This window comes from Lacibacterium aquatile (genome assembly GCF_042683105.1).
Taxonomy (GTDB): Bacteria; Pseudomonadota; Alphaproteobacteria; order Elsterales; family Elsteraceae; genus Lacibacterium; species Lacibacterium aquatile.
In genome coordinates this window covers 106,818-122,214 of record NZ_JBHUIP010000005.1, presented here as the reverse complement: position 1 = coordinate 122,214, position 15,397 = coordinate 106,818, and the positions used below count along the sequence as shown (strand labels likewise).

19 protein-coding genes are annotated in these 15,397 nt (G+C 61.4%); 7 read left to right on the top strand and 12 right to left on the bottom strand.

Annotation, left to right across the window (positions count from 1 at the left end; all coding sequences use genetic code 11):
* Positions 1–13 precede the first annotated feature (13 nt).
* Together ACFSM5_RS07615 and ACFSM5_RS07610 are read left to right on the top strand one after the other, a co-directional pair.
* Positions 14–427 (top strand): hypothetical protein, encoded by a 414-nt coding sequence (locus ACFSM5_RS07615; protein WP_379875720.1) that lies wholly within the window; start codon positions 14–16, stop codon positions 425–427.
* 12 nt (positions 428–439) lie between these two features.
* Positions 440–868: a hypothetical protein gene (locus tag ACFSM5_RS07610; protein WP_379875719.1), complete on the top strand. Its 429-nt coding sequence runs from the start codon at positions 440–442 to the stop codon at positions 866–868.
* A gap of 86 nt (positions 869–954) precedes the next feature.
* Here ACFSM5_RS07610 and ACFSM5_RS07605 read toward each other — a convergent pair whose 3' ends face one another.
* Positions 955–2,172 carry an NADP-dependent isocitrate dehydrogenase gene (locus ACFSM5_RS07605; protein ID WP_379875718.1) on the bottom strand — a complete coding sequence of 406 codons (1,218 nt, stop codon included), beginning with the start codon at positions 2,170–2,172 and terminating at the stop codon, positions 955–957.
* Between the two features lie 127 nt (positions 2,173–2,299).
* Positions 2,300–2,884, bottom strand: coding sequence for an LOG family protein (locus tag ACFSM5_RS07600; protein WP_379875717.1), 585 nt, complete (start codon positions 2,882–2,884; stop codon positions 2,300–2,302).
* A gap of 224 nt (positions 2,885–3,108) precedes the next feature.
* Between ACFSM5_RS07600 and ACFSM5_RS07595 the strand changes: the two genes are divergently transcribed.
* The gene (locus tag ACFSM5_RS07595) at positions 3,109–4,149 is read left to right on the top strand and encodes a LysM peptidoglycan-binding domain-containing protein (protein WP_379875716.1); all 1,041 of its coding nucleotides are present in this window, start codon (positions 3,109–3,111) and stop codon (positions 4,147–4,149) included.
* Here the strand turns inward: ACFSM5_RS07595 and ACFSM5_RS07590 are convergent.
* The gene (locus tag ACFSM5_RS07590) at positions 4,146–4,601 is read right to left on the bottom strand and encodes a hypothetical protein (RefSeq protein WP_379875715.1); all 456 of its coding nucleotides are present in this window, start codon (positions 4,599–4,601) and stop codon (positions 4,146–4,148) included. The two genes, ACFSM5_RS07595 and ACFSM5_RS07590, sit on opposite strands and share 4 nt — an antisense overlap.
* A gap of 227 nt (positions 4,602–4,828) precedes the next feature.
* Here ACFSM5_RS07590 and ACFSM5_RS07585 point away from each other — a divergent pair, with 227 nt between their 5' ends.
* Together ACFSM5_RS07585 and pssA are read left to right on the top strand one after the other, a co-directional pair.
* The gene (locus tag ACFSM5_RS07585) at positions 4,829–5,518 is read left to right on the top strand and encodes a phosphatidylserine decarboxylase (protein ID WP_379875714.1); all 690 of its coding nucleotides are present in this window, start codon (positions 4,829–4,831) and stop codon (positions 5,516–5,518) included.
* A 25-nt stretch (positions 5,519–5,543) separates the two neighbouring features.
* Positions 5,544–6,341 carry a CDP-diacylglycerol--serine O-phosphatidyltransferase gene (pssA, locus tag ACFSM5_RS07580; protein ID WP_379875713.1) on the top strand — a complete coding sequence of 266 codons (798 nt, stop codon included), beginning with the start codon at positions 5,544–5,546 and terminating at the stop codon, positions 6,339–6,341.
* Between the two features lie 24 nt (positions 6,342–6,365).
* On the opposite strand, the gene ACFSM5_RS07575 is transcribed toward pssA, so the two are convergent.
* Positions 6,366–6,698: a hypothetical protein gene (locus ACFSM5_RS07575; RefSeq protein WP_379875712.1), complete on the bottom strand. Its 333-nt coding sequence runs from the start codon at positions 6,696–6,698 to the stop codon at positions 6,366–6,368.
* Between the two features lie 47 nt (positions 6,699–6,745).
* Complete coding sequence (locus tag ACFSM5_RS07570) at positions 6,746–7,552, bottom strand: aminoglycoside phosphotransferase family protein (protein ID WP_379875711.1); 807 nt, start codon at positions 7,550–7,552, stop codon at positions 6,746–6,748.
* Between the two features lie 115 nt (positions 7,553–7,667).
* Here ACFSM5_RS07570 and ACFSM5_RS07565 point away from each other — a divergent pair, with 115 nt between their 5' ends.
* Positions 7,668–7,994, top strand: a complete 327-nt coding sequence (locus ACFSM5_RS07565; RefSeq protein ID WP_379875710.1) for a DUF2794 domain-containing protein — start codon at positions 7,668–7,670, stop codon at positions 7,992–7,994.
* 18 nt (positions 7,995–8,012) lie between these two features.
* On the opposite strand, the gene ACFSM5_RS07560 is transcribed toward ACFSM5_RS07565, so the two are convergent.
* From ACFSM5_RS07560 to ACFSM5_RS07530, 7 genes are all read right to left on the bottom strand, one after another.
* Positions 8,013–8,726 (bottom strand): hypothetical protein, encoded by a 714-nt coding sequence (locus tag ACFSM5_RS07560; protein ID WP_379875709.1) that lies wholly within the window; start codon positions 8,724–8,726, stop codon positions 8,013–8,015.
* A 54-nt stretch (positions 8,727–8,780) separates the two neighbouring features.
* On the bottom strand, positions 8,781–9,383 hold the full coding sequence (locus ACFSM5_RS07555) for an ATP-binding protein (protein WP_379875708.1): 603 nt from the start codon (positions 9,381–9,383) through the stop codon (positions 8,781–8,783).
* A gap of 11 nt (positions 9,384–9,394) precedes the next feature.
* Positions 9,395–9,700, bottom strand: coding sequence for an STAS domain-containing protein (locus ACFSM5_RS07550; RefSeq protein ID WP_379875707.1), 306 nt, complete (start codon positions 9,698–9,700; stop codon positions 9,395–9,397).
* Positions 9,701–9,702: 2 nt separating this feature from the next.
* Positions 9,703–10,875, bottom strand: a complete 1,173-nt coding sequence (locus ACFSM5_RS07545) for a M20 aminoacylase family protein (protein WP_379875706.1) — start codon at positions 10,873–10,875, stop codon at positions 9,703–9,705.
* A 4-nt stretch (positions 10,876–10,879) separates the two neighbouring features.
* Positions 10,880–11,452, bottom strand: a complete 573-nt coding sequence (locus tag ACFSM5_RS07540; protein WP_379875705.1) for a septation protein A — start codon at positions 11,450–11,452, stop codon at positions 10,880–10,882.
* Between the two features lie 62 nt (positions 11,453–11,514).
* Positions 11,515–12,624 (bottom strand): PQQ-dependent sugar dehydrogenase, encoded by a 1,110-nt coding sequence (locus ACFSM5_RS07535; RefSeq protein ID WP_379875704.1) that lies wholly within the window; start codon positions 12,622–12,624, stop codon positions 11,515–11,517.
* Positions 12,625–12,689: 65 nt separating this feature from the next.
* Positions 12,690–14,384 (bottom strand): winged helix-turn-helix domain-containing protein, encoded by a 1,695-nt coding sequence (locus tag ACFSM5_RS07530; RefSeq protein ID WP_379875703.1) that lies wholly within the window; start codon positions 14,382–14,384, stop codon positions 12,690–12,692.
* 168 nt (positions 14,385–14,552) lie between these two features.
* Between ACFSM5_RS07530 and ACFSM5_RS07525 the strand changes: the two genes are divergently transcribed.
* Positions 14,553–15,374: a class I SAM-dependent methyltransferase gene (locus ACFSM5_RS07525; protein WP_379875702.1), complete on the top strand. Its 822-nt coding sequence runs from the start codon at positions 14,553–14,555 to the stop codon at positions 15,372–15,374.
* The last annotated feature ends 23 nt before the right edge of the window (positions 15,375–15,397 follow it).

Below are 15,397 nucleotides of genomic sequence, written 5' to 3'. Positions count from 1 at the left end.
GAAGGTGGAGATCTTGAGGCTAGGGATTCTGTTGTTGGTATTGGGCGCGGCTTCGGGTGGTGCCTTGGCCCAGGATGCCTCCGGTCTCGTCGGTCGTTGGTATGGGGTCGACGAGAAGCAGCAGGCAGGAGAACGCATTCGCTGGATTGCGCAATTTAACCAGGACGGTAGCTATAAAATCAATTTCGAGTCTCTTCGGGACTGTAAACTATTCTCCCGCTCGCTCCATGAAGGTCACTGGAGTCTGGAGGGGAATATTCAGGTTCTAAAGCTCGACTATTATAACGGCCAGGCCAACGGTTCGAGTACCAGATTCGAGCTGTTGGAACTCACCGAGAATCAGCAACGCTATCGAAGCCTGCGCTACAATGTCGAATATAGCTCAAGGCGAGTGGATGCTGACTTTCTCATGCCGGACTGCAGCTAGGAGTTATTGAAATTGAGTAAGATCCGCCTATTGCTGTTGCTGGCGTTTGCTTTTGTTGGGCCTCGGGCCGCGATGGCTGCTGATCCTGGTTTGACGGGTGCTTGGTATGGTGCCGATGCGCAGCAAATCGATGGCACCAGGGCAAGCTGGTTCGGGAAATTCGGTTCAGATGGTCGATACGTCATGGAATACCACTGGTACCGGGGCTGCGACCTGATGCGCCGGGCTACTCATGAGGGACGTTGGAGTCTGAAGGATGGCGTCTTTAGCACCGATGCGGACTATGTCGATGGACGTTTTGGGGGGCCATCCGCCCGCTACACCATGCTGTCGCTAACGGCGGAAACGATGAACTACAAAAGTCTGCGGACAGGGAACAGCTTCGATGCCAAGCGCGTGGCAGGGGATTTCAAGTTTCCAAACTGCACACCTTCCTCCTGATGCGTGGCGGCTGCCCTGGTTGGATTTCCGAGATAAAGAAAAGGCGCCGTTTCCGGCGCCTTTCCATTTTTCAGCTTTGAAAACCGTTAGGCCTTCATGGCCGCCCGTACGTTCTCGGCGATCTTGTCGAAGAACTGGGTGGTGGTCAGCCAGGGCTGGTCCGGACCGATCAGCAGGGCCAGATCCTTGGTCATGAAGCCGCTTTCGACGGTCTGAACGCAGATCTTTTCCAGCAGCAGGGCGAATTCCTGCACTTCCGGGGTATTGTCGAACTGGCCGCGATACCAGAGGCCGCGGGTCCAGGCGAAGATCGAGGCGATCGGGTTCGTCGAGGTCTCGCGACCCTTCTGATGCTCGCGATAGTGACGGGTCACGGTGCCATGGGCGGCTTCGGCTTCGATGGTCTTGCCATCGGGGGTCAGCAGAACCGAGGTCATGAGGCCCAGCGAGCCGAAGCCCTGTGCCACGGTGTCCGACTGCACGTCGCCGTCGTAGTTCTTGCAGGCCCAGACGAAACCGCCGGACCACTTCAGGGCCGAGGCGACCATGTCGTCGATCAGGCGATGTTCGTAGACGATGCCCTTTGCCGCGAACTGGTCCTTGAACTCGGCGTCGAACACTTCCTGGAAGATGTCCTTGAAGCGACCGTCATAGGCCTTGAGGATGGTGTTCTTGGTCGATAGGTAAACCGGCCAGCCGCGCGAAACGCCATAGTTCATGCAGGCGCGCGCAAAGCCACGGATCGACTCGTCCACGTTATACATGCCCATGGCAACGCCCGAGCTTTCGAACTGGAACACCTCGAAGTTGACCGGCTCGCCACCGCCATCGGGGGTGTAGGTCATGGTCAGCTTGCCCGGACCCGGCACCTTGAAGTCGGTCGCCTTGTACTGGTCGCCGAAAGCATGACGGCCGATGACGATCGGCTGGGTCCAGCCCGGCACCAGACGCGGAACGTTCTTGGCGATGATCGGTTCGCGGAAGACGGTGCCGCCGAGGATGTTGCGGATGGTGCCGTTGGGCGACTTCCACATCTTCTTCAGCTTGAACTCGGCAACGCGGGCCTCGTCCGGGGTGATGGTCGCGCACTTGACGCCGACGCCGTACTTCTTGATCGCTTCGGCAGCTTCGACCGTGACCTTATCGTCGGTCGCGTCGCGATGTTCCATGCCGAGGTCGTAGTACTTCAGATCGACGTCAAGGAACGGCAGGATCAGCTGTTCGCGGATCATCTTCCAGATGATCCGGGTCATCTCGTCGCCATCGAGTTCGACGATCGGATTGACGACCTTGATCTTGCTCATGAGGGTTCTCTCCTGAAGGGGCGTTTCATGCAGGCGCCACGGTTTGAAGCCGCAGCAAGGTTATTATGGTCGCGACCATATCAGACGCGATGCGCGGTGCAACAGGCTCGCAAGGCTTAAAGCAGGCTCAGGCCCATTTTGTCGCGGGATCGACCTTTGGGGCAGGGGCGGCAGCGAGAGCTTCGAAGATCTCTTCGACACTATGGGCAACCGAATAGAGGTTCTTCATCTCAGGTCGGGCGAATTTTTCCGCCATCATATGATCGAGCAAGCTGACCAACGGTCCCCAGTAGCCGCCGATATCGGCGATAATGATCGGCTTGTCGTGCAGACGCAGCTGACGCCAGGTGAGTACCTCGAAGAATTCTTCCAGCGTGCCGAAGCCGCCGGGTAGGACGATGAAGGCGTCCGAGCGGTCGGCCATGGCCTGCTTACGGGTATGCATGGTGTCTACCACCAGCAGTTCGCTGATCCCGTGATGACCGACTTCATAGTCCTGGAGGAACTGCGGGATGATGCCGGTGACATGGCCTCCTGCCGCCATTGTGGCGTCCGCGACCAGCCCCATCAGGCCGACCCGGCCGCCACCATAGACGAGGCCGATCTGACGCTTACCGAGTTCGGTCCCCAGATCCGTCGCGCCTGCACGATATCTTTCGTCAACCGAGCCTGCAGACCCGCAATAAACACACACAGAACCGATCCGGGCCATCCCGAGCTCCTTGAGAATCCTTTTTACACTTCGGACCCTAGAGCAAAACAGCATCAATTGAAAACATTAGAAGGCTCGAATTCGCTCTAGTTTCAGAAGGTTAGGCTGCATCCGAAGCCCCGAAAACTCGCAAAATCGCTGGGCATAGGCCGCCACCATTGCGCAGCGGGGTCCCGACCATTACTTTCTTCATGCCGATTTGTCGCAGAGCCAAGGGGAGGGGAATGAGGCGGTCGACGATTACAGGGGGATTGGGCGTTATGCTGGTCCTGGCCGCCGTCCTGGTAGCGATTGTCGCCAATCAGGATGCCGCTGTGCCGGAAGCAGTCGTCACAGCTGCGACCGAAGAGCCCCCGCCTGCCGCCCCTGCTGCGCCTCCCGCAGCGACACAGCCTGCCCCTGAACCTGTTGCGCCCGGGTTCGATGTGGTTCGCGTCAATCCCAAGGGTGATGCGGTGATTGCCGGGCGAGCCGCCCCCAATGCCGCGGTCACAGTTATGGACGGCGAAAAGCCGGTTGGTACGGTCACCGCCGACAAGCGTGGTGAATGGGTGCTCCTGCCTGCCGAACCGCTGCCGCCGGGCAATCGCGAACTGTCGCTAGTTGCCAAAGACCCCTCGACCGGGACCGACGTTCCTTCGGAAAAAGTGGTCGTGCTGGCCGTTCCCGGTGCTAAGCCGGTGGCCGAACCTTCTGAGACCTCTGCCCCACCGGCGCCCGTTGCGACCAACGAAACGAGCATCGCGATTGCTGTGCCACGTGATGGCAAGGGGCCTGTGACCCTGCTGCAGGGGCCGACGACGACGCAGGGCGCCTCCGGGGGCCTTACGGTCGATGTGATCGACTATGATTCCTCCGGCACGCTCAATCTTACCGGTCGGTCGGAGCCGGGGGCCAGCCTGCGGATCTATATCGACAATCAACCCGCCGGTCAGGCAGAAGCCGATGCCAAGGGCGTCTGGCGCCTGACCCCGCCGGAAGAGATCACCGAAGGAACGCATAAACTGCGGGTCGACCGGCTGGATACCGCCGGAAAAGTTGCGCAGCGGGTTGAGTTGCCGTTTGCCAAGGCCTCACGCGATCTCTTGATGAGCGGTGATGATCGCGTTGTCGTTCAGCCGGGCAACAGCCTGTGGCGCATCGCCCGCAGGCTCTATGGCGGCGGGGTGCAATATACGACAATCGTTCAGGCAAACCCGGACCATATCAAGGATCCGGACCTGATCTATCCGGGGCAGATCCTGAAGGTTCCGTTGAAGAACTAACGCTTACGGGTGAAATGCTCGATGACGGGCAGCCAGTCTTCCCCTTTAAGCGCCAGGGCAATCGCGCCACTCAGCACGCCGCTATCATCCAATGGGCCGCTCAGGGGGGCGCTGACCTCGACGCAAAGCTCCATCTTGCGGGTGATGCGAATGGCCAGTCCACCGCGAGCAGGGCAAGCCTGGAGGATCTGCTGCACGGCTTGGCGCCGATCCACTCCATCGATGCTGTAGGGCATAGGCCCAGCGAGGTGCGAGACGGTGACGATGCCACCTTTATCGGCCTGTACGGCCACATCAGCATCCCAGCGGCGACCGTGCAGGGTGAAATGAAATCCAAGGGTGCTGGCGGCTTCATGGGTGATCAGCCCGTCATCCCCCAGGGCAAGATTCTTGACCGGGAAGGGGATATCCTGATCGGCAAGGCTGCGGATGGTTTCCGGTGTAATGGGCATGGCGCAGGTCCGATCAATAGCTGACCCTCTTTTGATAACAGGCCGCCGGGCCGATGGCAAAGTTCCTAAGAGTCTTTGCAGAAACCCTTGATCGTCAAAGACTCCTCAACGATATGAAACTAAAGCAAAACTGCGCGTTTGATCGGTTTCGGTCAAACGCTTTGCTCTAGTAACCGGCAGGCACCATCGGTATGATCGCCGCCTGAATAACAGGAGTAAGCAGAACCGTGCGTCCGACCATTCTTCATCCGATTCACCGCGAAGGCTGGCTTTATGTCGGTATTTTCGCCGTTGTCGCGCTGGTGCTCTATTGGCTCGCCGGCGACTGGGGCCTGTTCGTCGGTATCGTTCTGACCGCCTGGTCGGCATATTTCTTCCGCGATCCCGTGCGTGTCACGCCGACGCGCCCCGGTCTGATCATCAGCCCGGCGGACGGTGTCATCACCTCCATCGGTCCGGCCGCGCCGCCGCCTGAACTGGGCCTCGGCGATACTCCGCGGATGCGTGTCTGCGTGTTCATGAATGTCTTCGACGTTCATATCAACCGCTCGCCCATGCCGGGGACGATCAAGCGGATCGCTTATCGTCCGGGCAAGTTCCTGAATGCCGCCCTCGACAAGGCATCCGACGATAACGAGCGTAATTCGGTGCAGCTAGGCCTTGAAGACGGTCGCGACATTCTGGTCGTGCAGATCGCAGGTCTGGTCGCGCGCCGCATCCTCTGGTGGGTCAAGGAAGGTGATGGGCTGGCAGCCGGTCAGCGTTTCGGCCTGATCCGTTTCGGCAGCCGTGTCGACGTCTATCTGCCCGATGGCGTCAATCCCGCCGTGTGCCTGGGTCAGAAGGCTATTGCCGGCGAGACTGTGCTCGCCGATCTGAGCAATGGCGAAGCGGCCCGTCAGGGCGTCGCGCAGTGAGCATCGAGCGGGGCAGCGATAAGCGATGATCCCACGTCGTCCTTCGCGACTGCGCCGGGTTAAGGCGCAGTCGATCAACAAGCTGATCCCCAACATCATCACGTTGGTGGCGCTTTGCTCAGGCTTGACGGCCATCCGTTTTGCCCTGGAAGAGCGTTGGCAGGCGGCTGTCCTGGCGATCATCGCAGCCGCTGTATTCGATGCCCTCGATGGACGGGTGGCGCGCCTTATGGGCGCCACATCCAAATTCGGCGCCGAGCTCGACAGCCTGTCGGACTTCGTATGCTTCGGTGTGGTGCCGGGAATCCTGATCTATCAGTGGGGTCTGGACGAGCTGGGGCGGATCGGCTGGTCGGTCGCTTTGCTCTATGCTGTCTGCATGGCCTTGCGTCTTGCCCGCTTCAATACCGCGCTCGAAGATGAGACGCGTCCGCCCTGGACCTATAATTTCTTCACCGGGGTTCCAGCCCCGATGGCGGCGGCGCTCGTCCTGGTGCCGGTTGTCGCGGAAGCGGAATTCGGCAAGGTCTTCTTGCGCGATCCGCGCTTCGTTGCGGTCTGGATGCTGGTTATCGGTGGCCTTGCCATCAGCCGGATCCCCACCTTCGCCTTCAAGAAGGTGCGCATTCCCAACGTGATGGTCCTACCGATCCTGTTGGCGGTGGGGGCCTTGGCGGCAGGGTTGACGACCGAACCCTGGAAGACGCTGTTGGTGATCGCTGCGATCTACGTCGCCTCGATTCCCTTCTCGATCCGGGCCGTTGCCAAGCTGAAGGCTGCGGCAGCGCGCAGTGTCGCGCCCCCGACGGAGCCGGAAGCCTAGGAGTCCTGTAAGCTTAGGTGGCTCTTAGTTCTCGCGTTCGGGCTTAAGCCCGGTCTGCTGACGGAAAAGTTCCAGAATGGCGCGCGCCTTCTGCTTTTCCTCGGCAGAGAAGGGCTTCTCGTCCGTCGGCAACTCGATGCCTTCCCGCAGGCGGATCTTCTCGGCCAGGGTGTTCCCCTCGGACTTGCCCCACAGCATCTTGGAGGTTCGCGACTCCTCGGGCTGAGCAGCCGTTTCCATCAGGTTGGCAAAGGCCGAGCGAGCCACTTCCTGCGCCTCGGGCGAGATGAAGCGTTCGCGGAGGCGACGGGCGATTTCCAGCGCCTGATCGCGCGGACGAGGAGTGGTGCGAGCCATGACACCACTCTATAGCGTGCGGCCTTCCCCGTCACGCGCGATCCGTCTTACCAGACATCGGCGCCGATCGCTTTTGCGGCCCCCATGGCATAAAGCAGCCAGTCCGGCCGGTCTTCTTCCAGGGCTGTAAGAGCCCACTGGATCTCGTAGGTTCGGGCATAGCGGCAGGCGCGGGCCCGTTTGGCGAGATCATCGGTCAGATGGGCAATCGCGCCATCCCCCCAGTTATACCAGAGGCCTGCCAGATCGATGGCGGTGTCTGCTCGACCAGCGAGTCCAAAATCGATGATGCCCGTAAGCGTTTGATTTTCAGTGTCGATCAGTAGGTGGCTCGGGTGTAGATCGCCATGGATGAGGCCGGGGCGTGCGCTGTCCAGCGGTTCCGCAGCCTGTTCATCCAGGAATCCCCGCATCTCCTCCGCCAAGCTGCGGGAGAGGCGAGGGAAAAGCGTGAGCTCGGCGCGGCTACGCAGATCGGCAAAGTCGCTTGGCGCATGGGGGGCGGGGGCGGCTGGAACATCGAGCGCAAGGCCGCCCATCGCCGTGAGAAAATTGTGAGTGTCGGCCAGAACCGCTTCGCGACGGGCGGGAGGAAGATTCGCAAGGCGTCTGCGGGTCAGCGGCTCCCCTGGAATGTAGACCTGCAACGCAAGGCCGGGAGCGCTGTCGATTACGTCGGGCACACGCACAGGGAGATGCGGCGCGATCCGGGTCAGGAGGGCGGTTTCGCGGGCCAATGCATCGGCAGCAGCGTCGGTCCGGGCAACGCGCACCACGTGACCGCCCTCCAGGATCAGCACATCGACGCTGGTACCCTCGCGGTTGATCTCACGCAGGTCGGCGGACCGACCCAAGACGCGGCTTGCCCAGGTCAGGGAGGCATCAAGGCTGGACGGATGCGCGCTCTTGCGTAATGATTCGTGACGTCCTGATGACGGTACGGCTTCGGCCGGGGAGGATGCTGGGCACATGTCGTTGATCAGCCTGTCAGATTACCGCCGCAGCGCCAAGCAGGTCGCTTTCGACCGGCGCGAGTTGATGTCGATCCTCAATCTTTACAGCCAGCGGGTCGCCCGCGGTGAATGGCGTGATTATGCCATCGACAGCCTGCCCGGCATGGCTGTCTTCTCGATCTTCAAATCCAGCTTCGAAAAGCCGCTGTTCTCCATCGTGAAGCAGCCGGGCGGCAAGCGTGGAGACTATCTGCTGTTCAGCGGTCGGGAAAAGCTGGCCCAGGGGCGCACGCTCGACGACGTGTTCACCCGCATCGAAAAGCAGCTGGTGCTGGTGCGCTAAGGCCGAAGCCGCCTGGCCTTATTTCGAGAGGCGAGCCAGCAGTTCCTTGAGGCGGGTCACGTCCGAGCGCAGGCTGTCCATCTGGCGGCGCTGAACCATCAGATCGAAGGACTGCTGCTCAAGCGCTTTCGACAGGGTGGCGACCTGGGCTGGATCGACAGCCGGGGCGGCGGGAGCTTCTGCTGCGCCTTCCTCGCCCTCGGGCGGGGCTTCCCCAGCGGCCAGCTTTGCAGCGGCCTCGGCTTCGGCGGCACGTGCATCCTGTACGGCCTTAGCGGTGTTCAGCAGCTTCAGATGCGTCGCCTTCATCTTGGCTTCGTTGGTCTGATAATTCGTCTCGTACTGCTTCAGCAGTCCCTCACGGGTAGCAAGGTCGGCCTGCACGGTCTGGCGATAGGCGACGCGTTGTTCGATCACCTGGGCGGCGGCGGCTTCCTGGCGCTGCTGTTCTGTTGTCAGGACACTGCCGATAGTTGGCGCGGCGGTCGCAGAAGCTGCCGCTGCTGTTGCAGGCTTCGGCGCAGGCTTGGCTGCCGTCGGCTTCGTGGCCGCAGGTTTGGGCGCTGGCTTGGGCTTGTTTGCCGATGCCGGGGCAGGCTTGGGAGCGGGGGCCGGTGTCACCGCCGGAGCAGGCGCGCCGGGAGCCGTCAGAGGAGTCGGCGTCTGCTGCGCAACAGCCGGAAAGGCCATCGCGATAGCGACGAAAGAGGCAATGCGGAACGGCACGGACATGGCAATACTCGAAGCAGCACGACTGATCAGGAGCTTACTCTACCTTTTCTCGCGCTATACTTGAAGCTGGAAGCTCATGCAGATGCTGCGGCCGTGATCCGCGAAGGTGACCTTATCGCTCAAGGCCTGGATCAGCGCCACGCCGCGACCGGAACCGCCTGCCGCTTCCTCGATAGGATTTTCGGGGGTGGGGCCTGGATCGAAACCCTCGCCGCTGTCCTGAACGATGATGTCGATCCCGTCCGACGTGCGGCTGACGGACAGGAGCAGCAGCCGCGATGCCTTGGCGGGATCTTCCAACGCCTCGGCCACTGCATCGTCATGGGCTGCAAAATCCCCGATCTCGCGGGCGGCGGAGCCCAGGGCCAGATTGCCATGGATCAGCGCGTTGCCGACCGCCTCCGACAGCGCCGTCTCGATCTTCCAGAGGTGTTCTTCGTCCAGCGATAATTGCCGGGTCAGCTCCCGCGACACATCCGCCACGATATCGATCTGATAGGCGGTCACGGTCGTGAGGGCGAGGGTAATCAGGGCCCCAGGTTTTGCCGCAGCCGCCTGGGCCGCCTGTCGGTCGGCGGGCGCGAGGCTGGCTTCGGCCTGATGGGGATGCTCGGCAAGCGCGGTCGGGCCTGTTGCCAGCGTTAAAAGGGACGGCACGCCTGCTGCCCTTATGCCTCGATTTCGAAGATCTTGTCGAACTTCGCCACCTGAAGCATGCGCTTCACGTTCTCCGGCGGCTTACGCAGGATGACCTGGGCGTTCTGGCCCTGGGCCTTCTGCTTGGCAATCAGTAACATACCGAGGCCCGCGCTATCGATGAACTCGACGCCCGACAGATCAAAGATGAAGCGTTCGACCTCGTTCTTCAGGAGATCATCAAGGAAGTCCTTGTATTCCTTATGAAACTTGAAGGTCAGGCGGCCGGTGATGGTGATTTCGGCGGCGTCATTCGCAACGGTAACGGCGTGGTTCATCCTCAGGCGGCTTTCGGCAGATAGGTTTCGACGAGGCGCGCCCAATAGCTGGCGCCGATGGGCAGGATCTGGTCGTTGAAGTCGTAATTCGGGTTATGCAGCAGGCAACCACCCTCGGTCGGGCCATTGCCGATCCAGCCATAGGCACCGGGCTTGGCCTGCAGCATGAAGGCGAAATCCTCGCCGCCCATGGTCGGCGTCACCTGCCGGTGCACATTCTTGTCGCCCACGATCTCGGCCATGATATCGGCAGCCATAACGGCTTCCGGGGCGCTGTTGACGGTGGGCGGATAACGACGCTCGTAGCGGACATCGACCGTGCAGCCCGCAGCTTCCGCGATGCCTTTGCAGATGGCGCGCATGCGGCTTTCGATCAGATCCTGAACCTCGGGCTTGAAGGAGCGGGTGGTGCCGCGCAGCACGACGGAATTGGGAATGACGTTCCAGGTATCGCCCGCGTGGATCTGGGTCACCGACACGACTGCCGCTTCCAGCGGATGGGTCGAACGGCTGGCGATGGTCTGCAGCGCTGTAACGATCTGCGCGCCGGTCACGATGGGGTCGACGCCCATGTTCGGCATGGCGGCATGGCAGCCTTTGCCGGTGACGGTGATCTCGAAGATATCGAAGGAGGCCATCATCGGCCCCGGCATCACCGCAAAGGTGCCGATATCCATGCCCGGCCAGTTATGCAGGCCGAAGACCGCTTCGACGGGGAATTTCTCGAACAACCCATCCTCGATCATCACGCGCCCGCCGCCCTCGTTTTCCTCGGCAGGCTGGAAGATGAAATGGACGGTGCCATCGAAGTTTTTGGTTTCCGCCAGATACTTCGCGGCGCCCAGCAGCATCGTCGTATGGCCGTCATGGCCGCAGGCGTGCATGCGGCCGGGGTTCTGGGAGGCATGGCCGAAGCTGTTGGCTTCATGGATATGCAGGGCATCCATATCGGCGCGCAGACCGATGGCGCGTGACCCCGAGCCGACCTTCAGCGAGCCGACAACGCCGGTCTTGGCAAGCCCGCGATGGATCTGGATGCCGAAACCTTCCAGGCGCTTGGCCACCACTTCGGCGGTACGTTCTTCTTCGAACGCCGTTTCAGGATGGGCGTGGATATCGTGACGCCACTCGGTCATCTCGGCATGGAATTCGGCAATGCGATTGATGACCGGCATGGTGTCAATTCTCCTCGGGCAGCTTGTGGCGCATGATCAGAGGTGTCTGCGCGAGCGCAAATACTATCGTAAGGGGCAGGGCGCCGAAAGTCTTGAAGGCAACCCACGTGTCGGTATCGACATGGCGCCAGACAGCTTCATTCAAGGCGGCTAGGGCGAGGAAGAAGATCGTCCAGCGCAGGGCGAGCTTGCGCCAGCCGCTATTATCGAGAGCGATAGCCGCACCCATCACAAGCTTCATTGGCTGCGCGCCGAAGGCCGTGCCAAAGCCGATCAGGCTGGCCAAGACGATATAGACCAGGGTCGGCTTCATCTTGATGAAGGTTTCGTCTTTCAGGTAGAGCGTCAGCCCGCCGAAGACCAGCACCACCACGATATTGATAAGCGGCATGACCGGCAGCTTGCGCTCCAGGCGCCACAGCACCACGAAGGCGATACAGGCCGCCACCATGAAGACGGCTGTGGCGTTCAGCAGACCGAAACGTCCATTGGCCAGGAAGAATACCACCAGCGGCCCCAGTTCCAGTGCCAGTTTCAGCAGGGGGGGCGTGCCTTTGGCAGGGGCTGATGCGGTCATTCCATGTCCTTTTCCGAAGTCTTGCTTCAGGACATAGAACACCCAGGGCCGGGGAGCAACGATCAGCTTGCCGGAGACAGTCTTAGAAGCCTGCCACTGCTCTCGTCGGTCAGGGCATAGACGGCGCCATCCGGCCCCTGCACCACATCGCGGATGCGGGCGCCGAGTTTGATGCGTTCCTCGCTGTCATAGGCGCCATTCTTCACCGTGACCCGTACGATAGCCTGTGCGCGCAGGCCGCCGATCAGCAGCGATCCCTGCCAGCTGGGGAACAGGCTGCCGGAATAGATCGCCATGCCGGAGGGGGCGATGACCGGGGTCCATTGATAGGTGGATTCCTGGAATTCCGGGCGCGTCTTGGGATTGGGAATATCGCGACCATTATAGTGGCGGCCATAGCTGACCAGCGGCCAGCCATAGTTCTTTCCTGCTTCTACCCGCGTCAGCTCATCCCCGCCCAGCGGTCCCATTTCGGCAATCCAGAGGGCGCCATCCTTGTCGAGGGCGGCCGATTGGATATTGCGATGGCCATAGGACCAGATTTCCGGCTTCGCGTTGCTTTGACCCAGAAGGGGATTGTCCTTCGGCGCCGTTCCATCGGGATTGACGCGCACGATCTTGCCCAGGTGCCCGGTCAGATCCTGCGCCGGATCGAACTGGAAGCGGTCGGCCAGGGTGACGAGGATCGTGCCGTCGCGGGCGAAGAGGATGCGCGAGCCAAAATGTTTGCTGTCGTCAACCTTGGGCGACTGGCGGAAAACGATCTTCAGATCCTCAAGGGCAGTGCTATCCGCCGACAACTTTCCGCGCGCCAGGGTTGTGCCTGCCAGCCCCTGGTCATCTTTCTCGGAGAAGGTGAAATAGATCAGTCGGCTGCTGGCAAAGTCCGGGGCGACACCGACGTCGAGCATACCGCCCTGGCCTTGGGCAAAGACTTCCGGCGTGCCGGTCAGGGCCGCCGAGACCTTGCCATCCTTGCCGACGATCCGCAGATAACCGTCCCTCTCGCTGACCAGCATGTGGCCATCGGGCAGGAAATCGAGCGCCCAGGGCCGTTTAAGGTCGCGGGTGATCGTCTCGACCTTTACCGGGCCAGCCTGGGTGGAGACCATTTCCTGGGCGAGCGTCGGGGTGGCGAGCAGCAACAGGGCGAAGGGCAGGGCGCGGCGCATAGGTAAACTCCGGGCAAAGGGGTTCTGAAGCGTCAACGCAGAGGTGGGGCTTCAGATCCCGCTTGTCAGGAGGCTACCCGCAGATCCTCAATTTTTGCCGGAGCGAGTTTTTCGGCTTCCAGTCGGCTGACCAGCTCGTCGAAAGGCGGATGTCCGCGCATCGGCACGAAGCAGGGGTCGCTTTTCAGCCAGTCCACATGGCATTTGCGCGCGGGCGGAGGAATGTCGAACACGCGATAGAGGCGTTCCATCGCCATGTCGAACCGCTTCAAGGTGACAAGCGCGGTCGCGAGATTATAGCTGGCGAAGACGTCGTTGGTATCGAGCGCCGCCGCCCGATCCGCCCAGATATTGGCCTCTTCGGTCTGACCGAGATAGGCCAGGACGCCCGTGCCAAAGGCCAGGGCTAGGGCGTTCGACGGATGAACCGATACCTCGGCCCGCGCCCGCTCCAGGCAGCGATGAGCGGCGTCCTGTGCTTTCTCCGTCCAACCGAGCGCCCGATAGGAGTCGAGAGCCAACCCAATAGAGCGGAAATCGTTCGGCTGCAGTTCTCCTGCGCGCTCGAACAGGGCGGCGGCCTGCTGGTGACGGCCCTGGGCGCGGCAATTGCGGGCCGTGAAAAAATGGGCCTCGAAGGACAGCGATCCCAGGCGCACCGCACGCTCCAGCGTCGTGTCCGCGTCACTATGCTGACCGGCGGCATAGAGCGCGAGGCCCCGCGCGGCATGGGCTTCGGCCAGTTCCGGCTCCAGGTCCAGTGCACGGGCGGCATTCGCCATGATTTGCTGATAGGTGACGTCCGGCGCGCCCATGCACATCAGATAGCTGTCGCAATTCGCGATGCCCGCATAGGCCCTGGCATAGGTCGGGTCGGCTGCAATGGCCTTAGCGTAGAACTGGCGGGCCGTCCGGAAAGCCTGCTCGGCATAGCCCGGCTGCAGGAAATAGGAGCGCGCCATCAGATAATATTGGTAGGCCTCGGAATTGCTGGTCGGCCGATAGTCGAGGGCGGTTTTTTCCTGCGGCAGCAGGGCGATTTTTAGGGCGGCGACGATGGCGTGGGAAATCTCGTCCTGCAGACTGAATATCTCGCGCATCTCGCGATCATAGCGTTCGGCCCAGAGATGCCCCCCGGTCTGGCCGTCGATCAGCTGGGCAGTGATGCGCACCCGCCCATCGGCTGCGCGCACGCTGCCTTCGAGCACATGGTCGACCCGTAGCAACCGGGCGGCTTCGGGAACATCGACCGCTTTGCCTTTCAGTGTGAAGACCGTGTTGCGGGCGACGACGAACAGCGCCGAGACCCGGGACAGATCGGTGATCACATCCTCGGTCAGCCCATCGGCGAAATATTCCTGTTCCTCGCTGCCGCTCATATTGACGAAGGGCAGTACGGCGACGCGGGGACGGGGATCGTCGCTGCTGGGCGTAGGAGCGGGGGCCACGCCTTCGACCAGCGCCTCGCCGATGAAGCGGAAGCCCCGCCGGGCCATAGTGCGGATCAGGCTTTGCTGGTCACCATTATCGCCCACGGCGACGCGGGCGGCATTGATGCGGTTGCTCAAGGTCGATTCGGACACGATGCGGCCCTGCCAGACCGCCTCCAGCAAATCGTCCTTGCTGACCACCCGGTCGCGATTCTCGATCAGATGCAGCAGAAGGTCGAAGACCTGCGGTTCAATCCGCACCGGTTCGTCGCCGCGCAACAGCTCGCGCCGGGCGGTATCCAGCACACAATCACCAAACAGAATCCGCATCGCTCCGGCCCCCCGACCACTGGCGAAATATTAACGAGAGGTAAAAATGACGCGTTTCTGGAGGGAGAATCAAGCCTTTCTCAAGGACTTGCTTTGAGGCATTCCTCATTCTGCACCCCTCTGGTGGCTGAATAATGAGCAGCCATAATGACTTAATGAGGGATTGATATGAGTGTGACAGACGTGACCCCCGATCTTGGGGCAGTGAAAACCCGTCAACATGGCGCCTGGTCGTCGGGCGACTACGCCGTCGTCGGCACGACCCTGCAGTTGGTCGGCGAAGAATTATGCGAGGCGCTTGACCTGCGCGCCGGGCAGCGAGTCCTCGATGTGGCGGCTGGGAACGGCAATGCCTCGCTGGCGGCCGCCCGTCGCTGGTGTGATGTCGTCTCCACCGACTATGTTCCGGCCCTGCTGGAGCGTGGTCAGGCCCGCGCCAAGGCGGACGGTCTGCGGATCGATATCCAGGTTGCCGATGCGGAATCCCTGCCGTTCGGCGATGCCAGCTTCGATGTGGTGCTGTCGACCTTCGGTGTGATGTTCACGCCGGATCAGGACAAGGCTGCGGCCGAGATGATGCGCGTCTGCAAGTCGGGCGGTCAGATCGGCCTCGCCAACTGGACGCCGGAAAGCTTTATCGGCCAGATCTTCAAGACTATCGGCAAGCATCTCCCTCCGCCCGCAGGCGTCAAGTCGCCCGCGCTCTGGGGTACCCGTGCGCGCATCTCCGAACTATTCGAAAGCAAGGGCTTCACGGCGAAACTGGCGACCAAACATTTCGCACTGCGTTATCGCTCGCCCGATCATTTCATTCAGATCTTCAAGACCTACTACGGTCCGATGCTCAAGGCCTTCGATGCCCTGGACGCCAGCGGCCGATTGGCGTTGAACAATGATCTGATTGCTTTGATCGCGCGCTTCAACCGCTCGAATGACGACACCATGATCGTGCCGAGCGAATATCTGCAGGTGGTGCTGACCGCTCCCTAGGCGGTCTGACGCTCCTCAGTGCC